15 protein-coding genes and 1 pseudogene are annotated in these 17864 nt (G+C 63.1%); 7 read left to right on the top strand and 9 right to left on the bottom strand.

Annotated features, from left to right (window positions below):
• Positions 1-111: 111 nt before the first annotated feature.
• From KF941_RS07580 to KF941_RS07590, 3 genes are all read right to left on the bottom strand, one after another.
• Entirely contained in the window at positions 112-2142 is a 2031-nt protein-coding gene (locus KF941_RS07580) for a tripartite tricarboxylate transporter permease (protein WP_011749531.1), read from the bottom strand.
• 36 nt (positions 2143-2178) lie between these two features.
• Positions 2179-3081, bottom strand: a complete 903-nt coding sequence (locus tag KF941_RS07585) for an amidohydrolase family protein (protein WP_049792393.1) — start codon at positions 3079-3081, stop codon at positions 2179-2181.
• Positions 3082-3191: 110 nt separating this feature from the next.
• Positions 3192-4223, bottom strand: coding sequence for a tripartite tricarboxylate transporter substrate-binding protein (locus KF941_RS07590; protein WP_011749529.1), 1032 nt, complete (start codon positions 4221-4223; stop codon positions 3192-3194).
• A 416-nt stretch (positions 4224-4639) separates the two neighbouring features.
• On the opposite strand from KF941_RS07590, the gene KF941_RS07595 reads away from it, so the two are divergent.
• The 3 genes from KF941_RS07595 to KF941_RS07605 all read left to right on the top strand — a co-directional run bounded on the left by KF941_RS07595 (position 4640) and on the right by KF941_RS07605 (position 8233).
• Entirely contained in the window at positions 4640-5650 is a 1011-nt protein-coding gene (locus KF941_RS07595) for an ABC transporter substrate-binding protein (RefSeq protein WP_214273019.1), read from the top strand.
• An 84-nt stretch (positions 5651-5734) separates the two neighbouring features.
• Positions 5735-7261, top strand: coding sequence for an aldehyde dehydrogenase (NADP(+)) (locus KF941_RS07600; protein ID WP_214273020.1), 1527 nt, complete (start codon positions 5735-5737; stop codon positions 7259-7261).
• 825 nt (positions 7262-8086) lie between these two features.
• On the top strand, positions 8087-8233 hold the full coding sequence (locus tag KF941_RS07605) for a hypothetical protein (RefSeq protein ID WP_214273021.1): 147 nt from the start codon (positions 8087-8089) through the stop codon (positions 8231-8233).
• Positions 8234-8402: 169 nt separating this feature from the next.
• Here KF941_RS07605 and KF941_RS07610 read toward each other — a convergent pair whose 3' ends face one another.
• The 3 genes from KF941_RS07610 to KF941_RS07620 form a co-directional block, all read right to left on the bottom strand.
• Positions 8403-9269: a transglutaminase family protein gene (locus tag KF941_RS07610; RefSeq protein ID WP_214273022.1), complete on the bottom strand. Its 867-nt coding sequence runs from the start codon at positions 9267-9269 to the stop codon at positions 8403-8405.
• A 175-nt stretch (positions 9270-9444) separates the two neighbouring features.
• Positions 9445-10719, bottom strand: a complete 1275-nt coding sequence (gene nhaA, locus KF941_RS07615) for a Na+/H+ antiporter NhaA (RefSeq protein WP_240540259.1) — start codon at positions 10717-10719, stop codon at positions 9445-9447.
• Between the two features lie 160 nt (positions 10720-10879).
• Entirely contained in the window at positions 10880-11743 is an 864-nt protein-coding gene (locus tag KF941_RS07620) for a transglutaminase family protein (protein ID WP_214273024.1), read from the bottom strand.
• Between the two features lie 973 nt (positions 11744-12716).
• Here KF941_RS07620 and KF941_RS07625 point away from each other — a divergent pair.
• Positions 12717-12872: a DUF3309 family protein gene (locus KF941_RS07625; RefSeq protein ID WP_214273025.1), complete on the top strand. Its 156-nt coding sequence runs from the start codon at positions 12717-12719 to the stop codon at positions 12870-12872.
• 10 nt (positions 12873-12882) lie between these two features.
• Here KF941_RS07625 and KF941_RS07630 read toward each other — a convergent pair whose 3' ends face one another.
• Positions 12883-13116, bottom strand: a complete 234-nt coding sequence (locus tag KF941_RS07630; RefSeq protein ID WP_214273670.1) for a hypothetical protein — start codon at positions 13114-13116, stop codon at positions 12883-12885.
• A 161-nt stretch (positions 13117-13277) separates the two neighbouring features.
• On the opposite strand from KF941_RS07630, the gene KF941_RS07635 reads away from it, so the two are divergent.
• Together KF941_RS07635 and KF941_RS07640 are read left to right on the top strand one after the other, a co-directional pair.
• Positions 13278-14009, top strand: coding sequence for a Crp/Fnr family transcriptional regulator (locus KF941_RS07635; RefSeq protein WP_214273026.1), 732 nt, complete (start codon positions 13278-13280; stop codon positions 14007-14009).
• Between the two features lie 177 nt (positions 14010-14186).
• Complete coding sequence (locus KF941_RS07640; RefSeq protein ID WP_346428975.1) at positions 14187-14843, top strand: hemolysin III family protein; 657 nt, start codon at positions 14187-14189, stop codon at positions 14841-14843.
• Positions 14844-15010: 167 nt separating this feature from the next.
• Here KF941_RS07640 and KF941_RS07645 read toward each other — a convergent pair whose 3' ends face one another.
• Both KF941_RS07645 and KF941_RS07650 read right to left on the bottom strand, forming a co-directional pair.
• On the bottom strand, positions 15011-16069 hold the full coding sequence (locus KF941_RS07645) for a PHB depolymerase family esterase (RefSeq protein ID WP_240540381.1): 1059 nt from the start codon (positions 16067-16069) through the stop codon (positions 15011-15013).
• Between the two features lie 57 nt (positions 16070-16126).
• Positions 16127-16543, bottom strand: a complete 417-nt coding sequence (locus KF941_RS07650; RefSeq protein ID WP_214273029.1) for a CopG family transcriptional regulator — start codon at positions 16541-16543, stop codon at positions 16127-16129.
• A 380-nt stretch (positions 16544-16923) separates the two neighbouring features.
• On the opposite strand from KF941_RS07650, the pseudogene KF941_RS07655 reads away from it, so the two are divergent.
• A pseudogene (locus tag KF941_RS07655) lies at positions 16924-17764 on the top strand (IS5 family transposase); the annotation flags it as partial.
• Positions 17765-17864 lie beyond the last annotated feature (100 nt).

Below are 17864 nucleotides of genomic sequence, written 5' to 3' on the forward strand. Positions count from 1 at the left end.
CGGCCAATCGAGCTTGTTGCCCGGGCGATAGAAGTTTGAACCGGACCAAAACATGATGGCGGACCCGTAAGCCCGCCATTGGCATTTCCCGTGATTTTCTCTGGAGCGGGCCTACATCGAGGGAACCACCTCCCGCAGGATCGGGAACCAGTCTCCCATAAGGCTGGTGGGCCAGGGCACGTGAATGATCCGGTGGAACACGATATAGAGAAGCAGTGTCACCGATGCCGCGAGGATCGCGCTGAGACGCCAGGGTTCCCGCCCCTCGATCCGCATGAAGGCCATGATGACCAGCGGCACGGTCGGAAGCAGACCGATCACCGCCATCGACAACAGAAACAGCACGAACCAACCGTAGAACCGCGCCGCCCTGACGAGCACCAGCCGCCTGGGCAGCTCCTCCTCGGGGTCGCCGCCGATGTCCATGTGAACGCCGTTCGTTGCGGCCGCCCGGACCTCCTTGAAGAAGGTCTTGTGAATCAGGCTCAGCCCGCCAGCGATGACCATCGTCGAGGCAACGACCACAGGCCCGATCCGCGCGTTGAAGAGCCAGTCCCGCGAGGTGACGAGCACGTAGACGCCGATCGCGATGAAAAGCCCATAGGCCAGATCGTCGAGCCCCAGATAGGGACGGCGACGAAGCACGACGCCCGCCCGGTTCTCCTTGCGAAGCAGCCGCAGTACCGGGCTGAACATGATGAGGGCCGCGCAAGCCAAAAGCACCATGACCCCCGGACGCAGCGCCCAGTCCATACCGTAGCGAAGGAACGAGATCGACATGTACCGCTCGATCAACGCGCCCAGAACGAGCCCCAGGATCAGGGGCGGACGAGGCCATCTCAGCCGCTTCATGCTCCATCCGATCAGGCCGAAGATCAGCAGCACATACATGTCACCCCAGCTCCGCGAGCCCTGGAAGGCGCCGACATAGACGATGGACATGATGATCGGCAGGACCAATGTGTAGCGCAGGGTCGAGATCCTGGCGAACTGACCGCTGAGCAGGAAGCAGGTGCCGGCCCCGAAGATGTTGGCAAGCGCAATGGACCACACCATCGAATAGGTCAGATCCAGATTCTTCGTCAGCATGTCAGGGCCTGGCGTGAAACCGTGCACCATCAGCGCCCCGAGCAGGATCGCCTGCGCTGCACCGCCCGGCACGCCAAAAGCCAGCATCGGCACAAGACTGCCGCCGTCGCGGGCGTTGTTGGCCGATTCCGGCGCGATGACGCCCCGCACGTCCCCCTTGGTAAAGCTCTCTTTCGCGCCCTTTTCGGTCTGGAGCGCATGGCCATAGGCGATCCAGTCCACGACCGAGCCGGTCATGCCGGGAATCGCGCCCAGGACCGCGCCGAGGCTGCTGCAGCGCAGGACGAGAAACCAGTTCCGCGCGACATCCTTGATGCCCTGAAGCATGCCCTGACGCGGGCTGAACTTCATGTCCTGGGCGATGGAGGTCCGCTGGATGGCAAGATCGCAAAGCTCGGGCAGCGCAAAAAGGCCCAGCAGGATCGGCAGCATCGGCAGGCCGTCTTGCAGATATAGCAGCCCGCCCGTCCAGCGCATCTGACCCGTCTGCGTATCGGTGCCGACCATCCCGACCAGAATGCCGAAGCAGGCGACGACCAAGCCCTTCAGCGGCGATTTTCCAGAGAGCGTCGCTACCATCGCGATCCCCAGAATGGTCATCGCCAACAGTTCGGGGGTGGCTATGGCCAGCACGAAGGGGCGCACCACGGGCAGCGAAACCGCCAGGATAATCGCGCCTATCAAGCCGCCCATCATGTTGGCGAGGTAGCTTGCGCTGAGCGCGCGCCCGGCTTCGCCCCGCTTGGTCATGGGCAGGCCGTCAAGCACTGTCGCTTGCGCGGCGGCACCAAAGAGCACCGCGGGAATGGTGTCCGAGGTTGTCGTGACCGCCGCCATCCCAAGCAGCATGGCAAACGCCGAATAAGGGTCCATCGTGTAGGTAAAGGGCACCAGGATCGCAAAGCCCGTCAGCCCGCCCACGCCGGGCAGCAGCCCGATCGCCAGTCCCACGATCACGCCAAGCCACAGGAACATGATGCGCTCTGGCTGCAGAATGAGGCCGAGCGCATCGCCCGCGGCGGAGAGAATCACGGAGTCTTGAAGAAATTCCATGCTACAGCCCTGCCTTCACGGCCTGATCGCCGCCTGTCATTGCGCCGCCCTCCGGTCTTCGGAAGTGCAGGGCCGCGCTGTGCCTTGGTTGGCCAGCATAGGATAGAGAACCTTTGCCGTGCGCCCCCAGATCCACGCCCGGTCCTTATCGCCGAGGCTTTCGAAACATTTATTTCCCTGAGCGATCAATTCAGTCAGCGAACCGGCAGAGGCCGGGTAGTTCGAGCCGAAGGCAAGGTGGTCCGCACCGAAGACCGCGACCAGATGCGGGAAGAATGCCTCGGCCCCACCGGGGGCAGCCTGCGCCAGATCGAAGGTCTTCGGCGTGATCTTCAGATAGACATTCTCGAAACGCGCAAGCTCGAACAGTTCTGCACAGGCGTCATAGGGCGGGCCGCCTGCAAGGACCGGGCGGGCGCAATGATCAAGAGCGATGCGGACCGATGGAAAGCGGTGGGCGAGGTCCGCGACCATCCCCAACCCCGCAGGTGTCGTCTGAATCACCATGGTCAGATCGTTCTCGGCGCAGCGTTCCCAGACCGGAAAGGTCGCCGGGTCGACGAGCCAGCTGCCGTCGGTCTGATGGGTCGCGCCCCCGGTGAAAAGCCGGATACCCCCCATCCCCCGGCCCAGCCAATAATCGAAAGTCGCCAGCGCGTCCCGGGCCAGCAGGTCGAAGGAGAATACACCGGTGAAGCGATCCGGCTGCGAGGCCACCGAATCCGCGACATAGGAATTGTCATGCCCGTAGGTCGTGGAGGAATGAACGATCGCGGCCTTGGCGATCCCCGCCTCGTCCATCGCCGCCACCAACTGGTCAAAATCGGCCGGGCGCGAGGCCGACCATTTCGAACGATGTCCGGCCTGCGGCGCGATGGGGTATTTCCCGGTATCGGTCGAGATGATGTGCGGATGAATGTCGATGATTTCGTAGGTCATGTCGGTCTTACCTTGGAAACAGGACGGATGGCGCGACGCATCAGGCGCCCGCAGACGGTCTTGGTATGCCAGGCCGTTCAGAACCATGCCCGCGCCAGTTTTCGTCAGATTCAGGGTTTCAGGATCTTGCGTACGGCCTCGAGTTCCGTCTCGGGCGTAGCGAACAGCGTTGCGACGATCTCGGCCACCTCGTCACCCGAAATGGGATCGACCGCATAGTTCTGATCGGTCATCGCCTTTATGAACTCGGGATCCTGCACGGTTTCGTCGAAGGCCTTGCGCAGGGCGTCGATCCGGTCCTGCGGCACCTCCTTCGGCGCGGCCAGCGGCCTGCCTGCCTGGAAGGGCAGGATGAAGAAATCAAGGATCGACTTCGCCTCGGGATCCGTCACGTACTGGCTGAGGTTCGGGATGTCCTGGAACTCCTCCGGGCTGTCCCAGCCAAGGTTCAAGAGCACCTTCATCGAATCCTCTGCGAGCATTCGCTTGGGCTCTCCATAGGTCAATCCGTCAAGCGTCGAAGCCCAGCCATCGACCTCGCCGCGCTCCATCGCAAGATAGACCTCGCCCCGGTCGGTATAACCGGGAACGACCGTCAGCTTGGTCCCCAGATACTGGTTCAAAACGGCCGGCAGCGTCCGGTTCTCATTGGAAAATCCCGTGGCTCCGACCACCAGTTCCTTCTGGAACAGATCGTCGGCCGTGGTGACGCCCGAGCGCGTCATCGCGACAAGACTGTAATAAGTCTTGTCTACGCTGCCGATCCAGGCCACCTCGCGCGGGTCAAATGCATTCTGCGACGGATCCACCAGTGGCACATAGAGGTTGTTGCGCTGCAGGAAGCCGATGACCGTGCCGTCTTTGGGCTGCTTGGATTGCAGCGAGGCCGCCGCCACCATTCCCCCTGCCCCGACGACGTTCATCACGACTGCCTCGGGCTGGCCCGGGATATGTTTCACATAGGCCTGCGCAAACTGGCGAGCGATAAAGTCCGTCAGGCTCCCCGATTGCGCGCTGACCAGAATGGTCAGCGTCTTGCCTTTGTAGAACTCCTCCGCGGTCTGCGGATAGGCCGGTGCCGCGATCGCCGAAGCCGTGACGACGGCAAGTCCCGACAACACTATCCCGCGCATGATCTTCATTCCATGTCCTCCCTTGAACTTTGCGCGATCCCGATGCAGTGCTCCTTGGCTGCAGGGCCGCCCGCTTCCTCTTGCGGCTGCGTCCCGTTCGCCGAGACACCCCTCGGGCGCCGGGACGCATATGTGGATATGCCGTGACCCTAGCCTCTTTCGGTTGCGGCGAGAATAGCACCGCATCGAAAATCAATGCCCTCGGCCGAGATCCGATATTGCAGCCGCCCAAAGGGATATCTTTCAAATAATTGAATTTAATATATATTTATATGATCTGCGCCTTGTTCTTGCCGGACGTCTGGCTTGTGGGCAGGCGTTTCTGGTCCGATTTCCGATGCCCGCAGCGTGGTTTTGGATTGGCACCCGGCGGCGACGCTGTGCGAGACCGCCATGATCGCCACCGGATAGGGAGGAAATCAACGATGGATCGCCGCCGTTTTCTTGGAAGTGCTGGGATATTCGGTCTCACCCTCGCCGCTAGCGGACTTGGCGCGCCGCATGTTGCGCGGGCTGCCGCAGCCCGGATTACCATCGTCAGCAATCCTGGACTCGAGAATGCGACGCTGAATCGACTGATGGAAGAGCAGGGTTTTCTCAAGAGATATGGGGCGGAAACAACGATGGTTCTGGCCGAGGGCCCGGCCGGCCCCTTCGATGCGATCGTTAGCGGGGCCGCTGATGTCTGCATGGTTTCTGGCTATAACATGGCTCTTCCGCGGATTTCGCAAGGCGCGCCCGTCAGGATTGCTGGCGCGGCCATGCGCAAGGCTGCCCTCGCCGTGTTTGCAAGGCCGGACCGGGTCAACGGCTTGGCAGACCTGGAAGGAAAAACGGTGGCGGTAGGGCCGAAGCTTGGTCTCCTGCATGCACTCATGCTGCAACTCTTGCAAGAAAAGGGTCTCGACGCCTCCCGCGTGACTTTCCTCGATGCAGGCAGCAACGACCAAGCCTATCATTCGGTCGTCGAAGGCAAGGCGGACGCCTGCTGCTCCAGCATATCGCACCTGAACGACCGCGATGGGCTTGTCATCCTGTCCGACGGCAAGATGTGGGAAGCGCTGCCGAAATATGTCTTTCAAACCGCCTACGCGTCGGAGGCAGCCCTACGGGACAAGCGGGACGGGCTGGTTCCGGTCATGGCCGCCTATGGCGCCCTTTATGGCTATTTGATGAAGCCAGAGGCCCGCGAGGCATTCCTCTCCGCGCGAAGGAGCGCGCAGAAGAAATTTGATATCCTATCGGCAAACGCGGTTTGGGAATTCAATCAGGAACAGCGTCCCTATTCCCGAAATCTCTCAATCTCCGAAGAGGAGATCACATATCAGCAACGCATGTTCGTTGGCCTCGGCGCAATGTCACAAGTCTTGCCGTATCGCGATGTTGCCGACATGCGGCCTGCGAATGAAGCCTTCAAAATACTTTCCGCTAAGTGAGCGCGCCATCGCAGGATCGGGATCTATTGTCCCGGCGGGACAAACGATCATTTTCTGAAATCAACATTCTTGGGTCTAGGATCGATGACGAAGCAAGATAGTTTCACCCCCCACGGCAAGCACCTGATCGGTGGCGACTGGGTCGCCAGCGAGCAGCGTTTCGCCAGCGAGCCCGCCCATGGCCGGGCGCACGAGTTCAGCATAGGCACGGTCGCGCTGGTGAACCGGGCCTGCGAGGCGGCCGAGGACGCCTTCTGGAGCTACGGCCAGGTCACGTGCGAAGAGCGTGCCGCCTTCCTCGACACCATCGCCGAGGAGATCGAGGCCCGCGCCGAGGCGATCACCGAGATCGGCACCCAGGAAACCGGCCTGCCCGAGGCGCGGCTCGAGGGCGAGCGCGGCCGCACCGGGGGCCAGCTGCGGCTCTTTGCCGCGCATATCCGCAAGGGCGATCATCTCGACCGCCGCCACGACCCGGCGCTGCCCGACCGCCAGCCGCTGCCGCGCCCCGACATCCGCATGGTGCAGCGGCCGATCGGCCCGGTGGCGGTCTTCGGCGCCTCGAACTTCCCGCTGGCCTTCTCGACGGCGGGCGGTGATACCGCCGCCGCCCTGGCCGCCGGTTGCCCGGTGGTGGTCAAGGGCCCCAGCGCCCATCCCGGCACCGGCGAGATCGTCGCCGAGGCCATCCATGCCGCCATCGCAAGGACCGGCACGCATCCGGGCGTCTTCAGCCTGGTGCAGGGCGGCGACCGCAAGGTGGGCGAGGCGCTGGTCCAGCATCCGCTGATCAAGGCGGTCGGCTTCACCGGCTCCCTCGCCGGGGGCCGGGCGCTGTTCGACCTCTGCGCCGCACGGCCCGAGCCGATCCCGTTCTTCGGCGAGCTGGGCTCGGTCAACCCGATGTTCCTGCTGCCCGAGGCGATCGCCGCGCGCGCCGAACAGATCGGCAGCGGCTGGGCCGGGTCGCTGGCCATGGGGGCGGGGCAGTTCTGCACCAATCCCGGCATCGCAGTGGTCCTGGACGGCGCCGATGCCGACCGCTTCGTCGAGGCAACGCGCGAGGCCTTGGCGAAGGTCGGCCCGCAGGTGATGTTGACCCAGGGCATCGCCCGCGCCTATCGCGAGGGCCAGGCGCGGATGCAGGCCCGCAACAACGTGACCCCGATCCACGAGACCAGGTCCGAGGGCCGCAGCGCCAGCCCCAACCTCTACCAGACCACTGCCGGGCAGTTCCTCGAGGACCACGCCCTGTCCGAGGAGGTCTTCGGCCCGCTGGGCCTGGTGGTGCGCACCGCCTCGGTCGACGAAATGCTGCACCTGGCCCGCGGGCTCGAGGGCCAGTTGACCGCCACCATCCACATGAAGCCCGCGGATGCCGAGATCGCCTGCCGGCTGGTGCCCGTGCTGGAGCGCAAGGCGGGCCGGGTGCTGGTCAACGGCTTTCCCACCGGCGTCGAGGTGGTGGACAGCATGGTCCATGGCGGCCCCTATCCCGCCTCGACCAATTTCGGCGCCAGCTCGGTCGGAACCATGGCCATCCGAAGGTTCCTGCGTCCCGTCGCCTACCAGAACTTTCCAGAAGCGCTCATGCCAAGGGACCTGCGCTAGGCGGTTTTCTCCGAAGGGCATGATGCGCGCGGGGTGGCAGCTTGAAGCTTCGCCTCACCCGCTTCAGCCTCTCCCGCCCTAGGGTCCGTGACGGCCGTTCAGTCGGTCGAAGCCATGCGCGTCGAAGAGGGCGCGCTGCGCCTGGATCAAGTTCGCCGTGCCGGGCCGGTGCGCATCATGTCGAACCAGCCTAGCCCGACGCCAGTGCCGGTAGCAAATGGCGGGCGGCGCCGACGCGCGCCTCGCCCGACTTGTACTTGAAGTTCCGTCATTGCCTTCCCGATATCTCGGCGAAAAACCTAATCAGCCACACGAAGACATTCGCGCTACCAATCATTGGCTACCCAGAAGTTCGTTTCCAACCTATCCGCAATCTTGCCGCCAAGCTGCTCCCGTCACCGGCACGAGAAGCTTCAAGTCGACGCGGAACCAGCCATCGCGGAGATGCTCCTGCACGACCGAGCCGGACAGCTTGTCGTCTGGGCACCGGTAGGCAATTACCATGACGACATGCTGGACAGCCTGGGCCAGCGCGCTTTCGACCTTGCGGAGCGGGACGGGATCGTCGGGTTGGATCTGGGCTGGCGCACCAGACGTCAAGCCTCGCCGCATAGGGCCACGTCGTCGCGCTTACATCCGACCTGCACAAAGCCGGGCGGCGTCTGCTCGTTGCGGCTTTATACGTGATGCCCCGCTCGTGGCAGGCGAGTATCTCGCCACCGCTGAAATAGCCTTTGTCGGCTAGGGTATGCAAGTCATCGCGCCTCGACGGCAACGCAGTCGCCCCTCAACACGCCGAACGCCAACCTGAACGCGCCGACGATCATGCTGGCCGAGCGCGCCTCGGACATGATCCGGGGGCGGCCCCTGCTGTCCGCCTCGAACGCCAAGGTCGGGCTGACCGAAGGGTGGCAAACGCGCCAGCGCACCGGAACCCCGGTCCGCCAGGTCGGCGAGCGGTCGCCGCGCTGACAGGGAACCCGAAACGGAAAGGACACCGGACCAGCCTCTTCCCCCTCGCACACAGCCGCACCGGCTATGGGTTCAACTTCACCCGAGGACTTTGGCCCAGCAATCCACGTGATGGGATTGGCCATCGTCCACAGCCACCAGATATCAGATTAGCGGACTAGAAGCAGTCTCACATGGCTTCGACCCTGACCTCCACCTCCATTTCCACCCAGCCGGCATGGGTACCGTGGTAACTGCCCGCCACCGGCACGACCTGTGCGATGTGCCGAGCAACGGCGACAGGAACCAGGTTGCCGGACCCCACGGCCCGGTTCGTCGGGTCGAAGGAAACCCAGCCGGCACCGGGCAGGAACACTTCGACCCAGGCATGGGTCGATCCCGCCCCGGCCGAGCCCAGACGATCCCTCGCGAGGTCGAGCAGGTAGCCCGATACGATCCGCGCCCCGAAACCGAGCGTTCGGACGGCCTCCGCGTAGAGAACCGCGAGATCCCGGCAGGATCCCCAACCCCTGTCCAGCGTTTCCAGCGGGCCCTGCGTGCCTTCCATCTCGCGACTTTGATAAGCGATCTGTGTGGACACGCCGTTGCTGACATCCTTCAGGAGCGACAGCGTATCGGTCGGTCTTTGCATCACGAACCGTTCGACCCAGGTCGACAGCCGTCCGGCCTCGTCGCGATATTGCGGTGTCGCAAGCGCACCCAGGTCCGTCCAGTCGTCTGCCGAGTACAGGAAAGGATAGGTGATTGCCGATGCGGCGATCGCGAAGACCGGCCATAGCGGCGCGGTCAATTCGAGAGTGGCCCGGCTCTCGATCGACAGGATGCTCGTCGTGCCTTCGAAAGTCGCGGAAGCCACGGCGTTGCCGGCGACATCATGCGCCCAGCCAATGGTCGCGTTCGGCGAAAGGGTCAGATCGAACGAAACCAGCCTCAACTCGCGGGTCTCGCGCGGGCGCAGCATCAGCCTGTGCGGCCCCAATGCCACGGAGGCGGGGTAACGATAGACCGTTCGGTGGAAAATACTGAGCATAGGCATAAGTTTGTCCGATCAGATTGGGAGTATTGCTTCACCGGCACCGCATTCTCGCAATGCAGAGCGCCGATCCGGGGAGCGGGACCCCGCGACACCGAAGCCTTGCTGTCCGGACGGATGCTCCGCCCGAATCGTTGCCCCAAGGGGCCTCTGCGGCACCGTCATTTGCGCTCCGCCGTCACATCGCGGGAACATGACGGGGTCCTCGTCCATCGGATGTCAGCCACGCCAGCATGAGGAGTCCCAACAGGGCCGACAGGACGGAGGCACCGAGTATGCCGAGCTTGACCGAGTTCAGAAGCTCGGGTTCGAAGGCAAGATTGGCAATGAAGAATGCCATCGTGAAGCCGATACCCGTCAACATTCCACCGGCCGCGATCAGGCCCCATGACAGATCCGCCGGACGAACACCCAGGCGAGAAGCTACGGCAAGAAGGCTGAAGAGGATCACTCCCAAAGGCTTGCCGGCCACGAAGGCTGCAAAAATGGCCAGGGTGAGGGGCGTGTCGAAATTTATGTTCGTCAGGGGCACACCGGCATTGGCCAGGGCAAATAGCGGCAGGATCGCAAACGCGACCCAGGGATGGAGGCCGATCTCCAACCGCTCGATCGGGGAAAGCGCCTCCCGTGTCGCAACACCTGCCCGATGGAGATCGGCCTGCGCCAAGGGGTCGCCGCTCCAATGGTCGCCAGGGGGGTAGGCAATGACCCTGTCCAGTATCGCATGCAGGCGGGTGTCGCTTATCCAGCTCCGGGCCGGAGTCATCAAGCCGAGGATCACCCCGGTCAATGTCGCGTGGATGCCGGACGCATCCATCGCTGCCCAGATGCCGAGGCCTATCGCGAAATAGACCGGGATATTGCGTATGCCGAGCCGGGCGGCGACCGACACGATGACAAATCCAAGACCGGCGATGCCGAGCGGCATCCAGTCGAGGCTCTCACCGTAGCCGATGGCTACGACCAGGATGGCTCCGACATCATCGAAGATCGCCAGAGAAAGCAGGAAAAGGCGCAAGCTTATCGGAATGCGTGATCCGAGTGCTGCCAGGCTGCCCATGACGAAAGCGGTGTCGGTGGACATGACCGTGCCCCATCCGCTTGCGCCGGGCCCATCGCCGACGATCAGCAGGAAGACAGCGGCCGGCATGGCCATGCCGCCGATCGCCGCCGCAATGGGCAGTGCGGCCACCCGGGGATCGCGCAGTTCGCCGATCACCAGCTCGCGTTTCAGTTCCAGCGCGATGACGAAGAAGAAAAGCGTCATCAATCCGTCATTGATCCAGTGCTTCAACGACCTGGATATCTCGATGGTATCCAGGCGAATGCCGGCCTGGATTTCCCAGAACGCCAGAAACGAGGCCGACCAGGACGTGTTCGCAAGCACCAGCGCCACCAGGGTGCTGACCAGCAACACAGCCCCGGCCATGGCTTCGATGCGAAGAAAGCGCATGAAAGGTCTGGTCAAGCGGTCGGCTGGCTCTCTCGGAAGGCGCGACAGGTTTTCGCTCATCGCAATCGCGGCGCCCTGGAAATTCCGGGCAGATTTCGAGGCTGCGGGACTGTGATTCCCATGCGATGGCGGTCGCTCCTTCCGCTGCTTGTCGCCTCTCTCAGCAGGCAGGCGTGCATGGGCTGCTTTCCCGGTTCTCGTCCGCGCTTTCTGGGTCGGATTCTACCTCGGTCGTCCAAACCTCGAATGCCGTCATCGTGCTCGCGCCGAAACTATGCGTCAGGGGCACATCGGCGGCGTCGCGGCCGCGGGCGACGAGTATTCTGGCGACGCGCGGGGCATTGTTCCGGGGGTCGAAAACCCACCATCGACCGTCCAGAAACACCTCCATCCAGGCGGCGAAATCTCCTGGCGGATAAGGGCCGCGCTCACCGATATCGCTGAGATAGCCGGTGCAGTAGCGGGCGGGGATGTTCATGCAGCGGCAGAAGGTGATCGCCAGATGCGCGAAATCGCGACAGACCCCATGGCCTTCGGCCAGTGTCTGCGATGCCGACCGCGTGGCTTTTGCGTGATGATAGCCGAAGGATATCTGTTCATGCACGAAATCGCAGATCGCCTGAACCCGCGCCCAGCCCGGCTCGGTATTGCCGAAGCGTCGCCAGGCCTCGTCGGACAGGATGTCGGTATCGCAGTATCGGCTGCCCAGCAGGAAGACGAGACTCTCGAAGGGCAGGTCCTGAACCGCCTGCTGCCTTGCGTCGGCAGCTATCGGATCGGGCTGCCCGGAATCGCGGAATATTCCGTCCGTGGACAGGACAAAATCTCCGGCGGGCGCGACCATCCGCGTGCACCAGTTCCCGAAGCCGTCGCGGTAGCTTTCGAACGGGACGCTGGGCGAGGTCACAAGATAGTCCGGGCGTTCCAGATCGGTGAAGCGCGTATGATGCACGTTGAGCATGGCGATCAGCGGCGTCGGCTGGGGAAAGGTGAATCGCAATCGGCACCCTATGCTGATCAGCATGGCGCCCCCCGGTTCGTATTTGCATCATTCATGGGAAAAAAGTGCATGAGTGGTTCTCCGAGAGATGGAAACCCCTTTCGCCCCGAGGCCGCGCGCAATCGAAAAACTTCAGCGCCGGACAGGACTTCGCGGGTTCTTTGGTTTCATTTCCAGCGCAGAACGGCCGGAACGCGCCCGCATGCCGTCGTTCCCTGCCGTGTCCAAAGCGGCTGCATCGCGCGGACGGCACTGTCGCTTCCGACGCGCAAGCGATTGATCCGAATCATCCTCACGGTGATCGGAAACCCCGGTTCTTTCCGCCTCATCCAAGGCAGCCACCGCGCGAGTGAACTCTTCGGCGTCGTCGTCCGTCTCGGCGTGATGGGATGACTTCCTCGATACCTTCCTCGATTCGGCGAATATTTTCCCCAGCCAGTCCAGAACCCGTGATCTGATCCGCAACCGAGGGCCGGTCGATGATCGCGCTATCCGCTCTTGCGCCGGCAGACCTCCTTCGACAGGGGTCGCTCCGGAGAGTTGATGGGGCGGATTCTGCGGCACCCTATCCTCCATCGAGCTTTCGATGTAATGATCGCGCGTGGAGCAACCCTACAACGCCGCGCATACCGGAAAACTGATCGGGGTTAGCCTTCGCACCGATTCGTATCGGGTTGAGGGGCCTCATCGGCCAGTCTTCCGGTTGTCCCGGAATGCTGAACCTGCCCGGACCGAGTGCCTGCAACCTCTTCGGGTCTGTTGCCGCTGCCGTGCAGCCCGGTCCGGTCGCGGGTGTTCCACGAAGGGGAGGAAACGGGAAGCGACCTGCCTCTTCGCCCCTGCATTTCTCCATTATATTCCATATATTTAATCAAAATCATCCTGGTTGCGCTGATACAGGTTAGCGCAGGTCCGCCCCAAATCCGCAAGGATGTGTGATCGGAGCGTATCCGGCGGGGCGACCGCTTCCCGAATACCAGACCAAGGAAAGAAAGCCATGCTTGGCATCATTCTCATCATCCTGCTTGTTCTGTTGCTGGTCGGCGCGCTTCCCACCTGGGGGCACAGCCGGTCCTGGGGCTACGGCCCCAGCGGCATTGTCGGAGTCGTCCTGCTGATCCTGCTCGTGCTGGTTCTGACGGGTCGCCTCTGACGGCGCGGCCTCAGCGCCGGCGCACCGAGTTGCCGCCGGCGAGGATGCCGTTGATCAAGGCGGCTACCGCCGCGTGCAGGGCGTCCTGATCGCCTGCCGCGGCATGTTCATGGGCCGCGGCCGCATCCTTCAGGACGCCGACGATCTCCTTTTCCGGAAGTATGTTGTGGTCATTCAGCGCCAGCAGAAGCGATTCGCAAATGGCCAGTGCCGCGGTTCCGGCGATGTCGTTGGAGACGGTCATGATCGGCTTCGCTTTCACGTCAGGGAATGGGTCCGGCATCGATCCGTCGGAACCTGTCGCGATCATAGCCGCAAACTGCTATGCTCGACTGATCCAGAGCAGCGCGAGATGGTCCTTTTTCGACTATTTGCATAATGCGCCGATCCCGTCTGGAAGCCTGTATGTCGATCCTGCAAAGCCCGCTGACCCGAAAACTTTCCGCCTTCGTCGCCCTTTCCGAGGCCGATCTGGAAACATTGGCGCGCTTTCATCGGCGCCGCCGGACTTTCCTGTCGGGACATGAAATGATCCATGAGGGACAGGTGAACGCATCCGCCTACGTGCTGGCCGAGGGCTGGGCCTGTTCCTTCAAGATGCTGCCGGATGGCGGACGGCAGATCGTGGACTTCCAGGTTCCGGGCGATTTCCTGGGGCTGCGCAGTATCCTGTTCCGCACCTCCGATCACAGTATCGAGGCCGTCACCCCGATCGAGGCTTCCGAGGTGCTTGCATCCGATATTCTGGACGCCTTCTCGGATGCGCCACGCCTTGCGACCGCCGTTCTCTGGGCGGCGTCACGGGATGAAGCGATGGTGGTGGAGCATCTGGTCAATCTGGGCCGCCGCTCGGCCGAAGAGCGCATGGCGCATTTCCTGCTCGAACTCAGCGCCCGGCTGAACCTGGTGGGGATGGGCGACAGAACGGGCTTCGACTGTCCGCTGACGCAATATCATCTTGCCGATGCGCTGGGGCTGAGCGCCGTGCATGTGAACCGGGTTCTTCGTCACTTGCGCGAAGACGGCTTCGTCACCTTCCAGAAGGGGCGCGTGACATTCGACGATTTCGGCCGCCTCACCGATCTCGCAGGCTTCGATACCGGCTATCTGGACCAGGAAGGGCCGCTGTTGCGCTGATCGGCTATGCCTCATCGACTGCCGGCACCGGCCAGGCTGCGATGCTGTGCTTCGGCCCTCGCCAGGTCACGGTCCTTCTCGAACTCATGGCCTCGTGATGGCGTTCGGCGCGGGTACCCCTTCCGGCAAGTGGCAGGCGGTCCCATCTGATATCAAACATCCCCAGGGATCATGCTCGTGACCATCCGACTGCCGCACCGCATCGCCTACAGCCGCACTGAGGTCGTCTCGGATGTCGCCGTTCATGCACTTGGCCTGACGGCTGCTGTCATGGCAGTCCCGATCCTGATAACCCGGACATGGTCCCTTGGCGGCGACGCAATCGTCACCGCCGGAGTCGCGATCTATGGCGCGACGCTCATCGCCATGATCCTGTGCTCCGCGCTCTACAACATGACGCACCGGGAAAACGGAGGCGGTGTGCTGCGCCGGCTCGACCATTCCGCAATCTACTTGAAGATTGCGGGCACCTACACGCCTTTTGCAATCCTTTCGCCCAACCCTTCAGGAGGATTCCTCATCTGGATCTGGACCTGTGCCGCGCTTGGGGCTGGACTCCGAAGCTTCGCACAGGATCGTTGGCGTGCCGCCATGATCGGCCTTTATCTCGTCATGGGATGGTCAGGGGTGGTCGCTGGCGGCGCCCTCTTCGACGAGATGTCTTCACGTGCCTTCGCTCTGGTTCTGGGCGGAGGAATTCTTTACACAGTCGGCTTTGCCTTCTACCTGTTGCCGCGCCTCCCGTTTCATCGAACGATCTGGCATCTGTTTGTCATCATCGCGAGCGCCGTCTTCTTTCTGGCGGTTGCCACGCATGTTCTGGGACGCGCTTGACCGCGACGCGCGCGACTTCGAAAAGGGCGGTAACGACCGCCGGCCCGAGTAGCTGACCGACAGTGCCCGTTGCGCGGTCCGAAACCTGTTGGATATGCGGCCTGCAAGAGCGGGATGGACCCGAACTGGCCTCTGCCGGGGCCGGTGATCCCCGGCAGCTTGATCGATCATCCTCCGGATGCAGCGCCGGGTTCCTGCCCAAGCCTTAGGAAGAACCGCACCATCTCGGTACTGGCATCCGGTCCCGCCGGATCGACATAGGAGCCGGCCGGATTGCCGCCGGACCAGGCATGACCCAATCCCTCGATCTTCCAGTATTCCAGCAGCACGGTCCCATCGCCCGTCGTCGTGGTCTCGCGGACGAAGCTGCGGCCGTTCTGCTGCCCGGTCGCCGTGTCGAACAAGGTTACCTCGGGTCCGGCACTCAGGACGTCGCGGGCGATCCGGTCGGCGTTGGCAGGGTTGACGGTGTTGTCCGCACTGCCCTGGAAGATGATGGTGGGGGTCGGGCGGCGCTTCGCCGGGCGATACGGATCGGCAGCCGGGTTCCCCGCCATCGCCGCAACGGCCGAGGGCAGGTCGCGCGCACTGCCATGCGCCAACCCGGCATGGGTGCCGACGGCCGCGAAGACGTCGGGATAGCTCTGCCCCAGGATCACGGCCATCGCCGCCCCCGCCGACAGACCGGCCACGAAGGTGTCCGAGGCCGGAATGCCGTGGGCCGTGGCGACATGGGTGGCGATACCCGCAAGGATCGCCGGCTCTCCGCGGTCGCGACGCTGGTCGCCGGGGCTGAACCAGTTCCAGCAAGACTGGGCGTTGTCCCCGCGCGACTGCTGTGGATAGACCACGATGAAGCCGTGCCGTTCCGCCAGCGCGTTCATCCCGGTGCCCGCCGCGAAATCGGCATTGGTCTGCGTGCAGCCATGCAGCATGACGATCAGCGCGGTCGCGCCTTTGCTGGCGCTTGAGGGAACATAGGTCAGGTAGTCGCGGGCACCCGCCTCGCAGTTGAAGCGCTCGGTCCTGAAACTGGCGCCGAGCACCAGCGGCTCGGGGGCGGGCGAAGGACGGACCTGCCTGTTCAGCATGCCGCTCATGGCGGAAAGCGGGCTCTGCGCAGGCAGTTCACCGCCCTCCGCCATCAGCCCATGCTGCGCTAGCGTCCGGCGCACGAGGTCGCTGGCGGAGTCGTGGGCGACACCGGCCCGCGCATCGGCGATCATCCGGCGCAAGGCGCCGATGTCTAAGGATTTCATAAGGATATTCCTTGATTGTGGGGGCTAATGGATACGACCGGCAAGGGCCTGCCGGACCTCGGCACTCGCTTGCAGCGCGCCCAGGACGGTGATCGAGCCAATGACGGCAGCGGCAAGTTCCGGCGGCACGTCGGACGCGATCCGTGCCAGGCCGACGACCTTGACATGCAGGACCTCGCCTGCATCGCGCAGGGCTTCCAGCTCGGCGCGGCTGTAATCGCACAAACCCAGCTCCATCGTGTTGCGCTGGATCGTGCGGGCGACGGCCTCGCCATGGCCGTCAAGCTGGTTGCGGATCGCCGTGCGGATGAAATCGCTCCGGTTCGAGTAGAAACCCTCCTGCACCAGCAGGTCGATCCGGCCGAGATCGACAAAGCCCAGGTTCAGTGTGATCTTTTCGCTCTCCGGCGTCTTCTCGCGAAACTGGCGTGTCTTTGGCACCGCATTTCTCCATCCACACGGATGGTATATGGATGTCTTTTCGAGGCATTCAAGATGTTACCGTAGATTTTTGACGCCCGGCGCGGCTTCCGGCGTCCTGCGAGCGCGCCGGCAGGCAGCTCCCGGTCGCGGAGAATTGTGTATCTATTCCCGCGCAAAGGTTTACGCTGCACAGTCCGCCGGTTGCCGGCGGCGAGCAGAGGAGCCGCAAGATGGCCAAAGGCATGAACAAACGAAAACGCGACGAGAAGAAGCCCAAGAAGTCGGCTCTGAACAACGCGGAAATCATTGATTTTGCGTAATTATTCTACGGTTTTGTTGGCGTTGTCCTGCAAGGTTTCGTAATCTGGCCCCAGAAATCCTGCAAATTCCGATCACCTATGAAGCCCCATTCCCGCGCCCACGAACAGAATGATCTCCTGCGCCCCAGGCTGGTGGACATGATCGATGCCCGCCACGAATTGGTGAAGCTCGCCGACCTGATCGACTGGGAGTTCTTCGAGCGGGAATGGGCTGGGTTCTTCCCCTCGGCGCCGGGCCGGCCGGCGACTTCGCCGCGCCTGATCGCCGGGCTGATGTATCTGCAGCATGCGTTCAAGCTGTCGGACGAGGCGGTTGTCGCCCGCTGGGTGGAGAACCCCTACTACCAGCATTTCACCGGCGAAACCTTCTTTCAGCACCGCCCGCCGATCGATCCCTCCTCGTTGGTGCGCTGGCGCAAGAGGATCGGTGAAGAAGGGGTGGAATGGCTGCTGACCAAGACGATCAAAGCGGGGCGATCCTCGGGGACGATCACGGACAAGGCGCTGAAGCGGGTGGCGGTCGATACCACCGTAATGGAAAAGAACATCGCCCATCCGACGGACGCCCGGCTTTACGAGCGGGCCCGGGCCCTGCTGGTCGGCCTGGCGAAGAAGGCCGGGATCGATCTGCGCCAGAGCTATGCCCGTCTTGCACCGCGGCTGGCCATCCAGGTCGGGCGCTACGCCCATGCCCGCCAGTTCAAGCGCATGCGCAAGGCGCTGCGCCAACTCAGGGGCTATGTCGGCCGGGTGCGTCGCGATCTTCGCCGTCACCTGCAGGACATCCCGCAAGGCCCCCTGCGCAGACAGGTTCTGGACGCGCTCTGGCTGGTCGGGCGCCTGCTGGAACAGGGGGCCGAAGAGCAAAGACAAGCTCTATTCCCTGCATGAGCCCGAGGTGGACTGCATCTCAAAGGGCACCCTGGAACTGCGCGGCATAGTCGGAATAATGTACCGAATAGACCGGCTCCAGCGCCTAGCACTACTTTGGCAGAAGTGCATTTTCAGGATTCCCAAGA

The organism is Paracoccus sp. pheM1 (genome assembly GCF_018499825.1).
Classification (GTDB): Bacteria; Pseudomonadota; Alphaproteobacteria; order Rhodobacterales; family Rhodobacteraceae; genus Paracoccus; species Paracoccus versutus.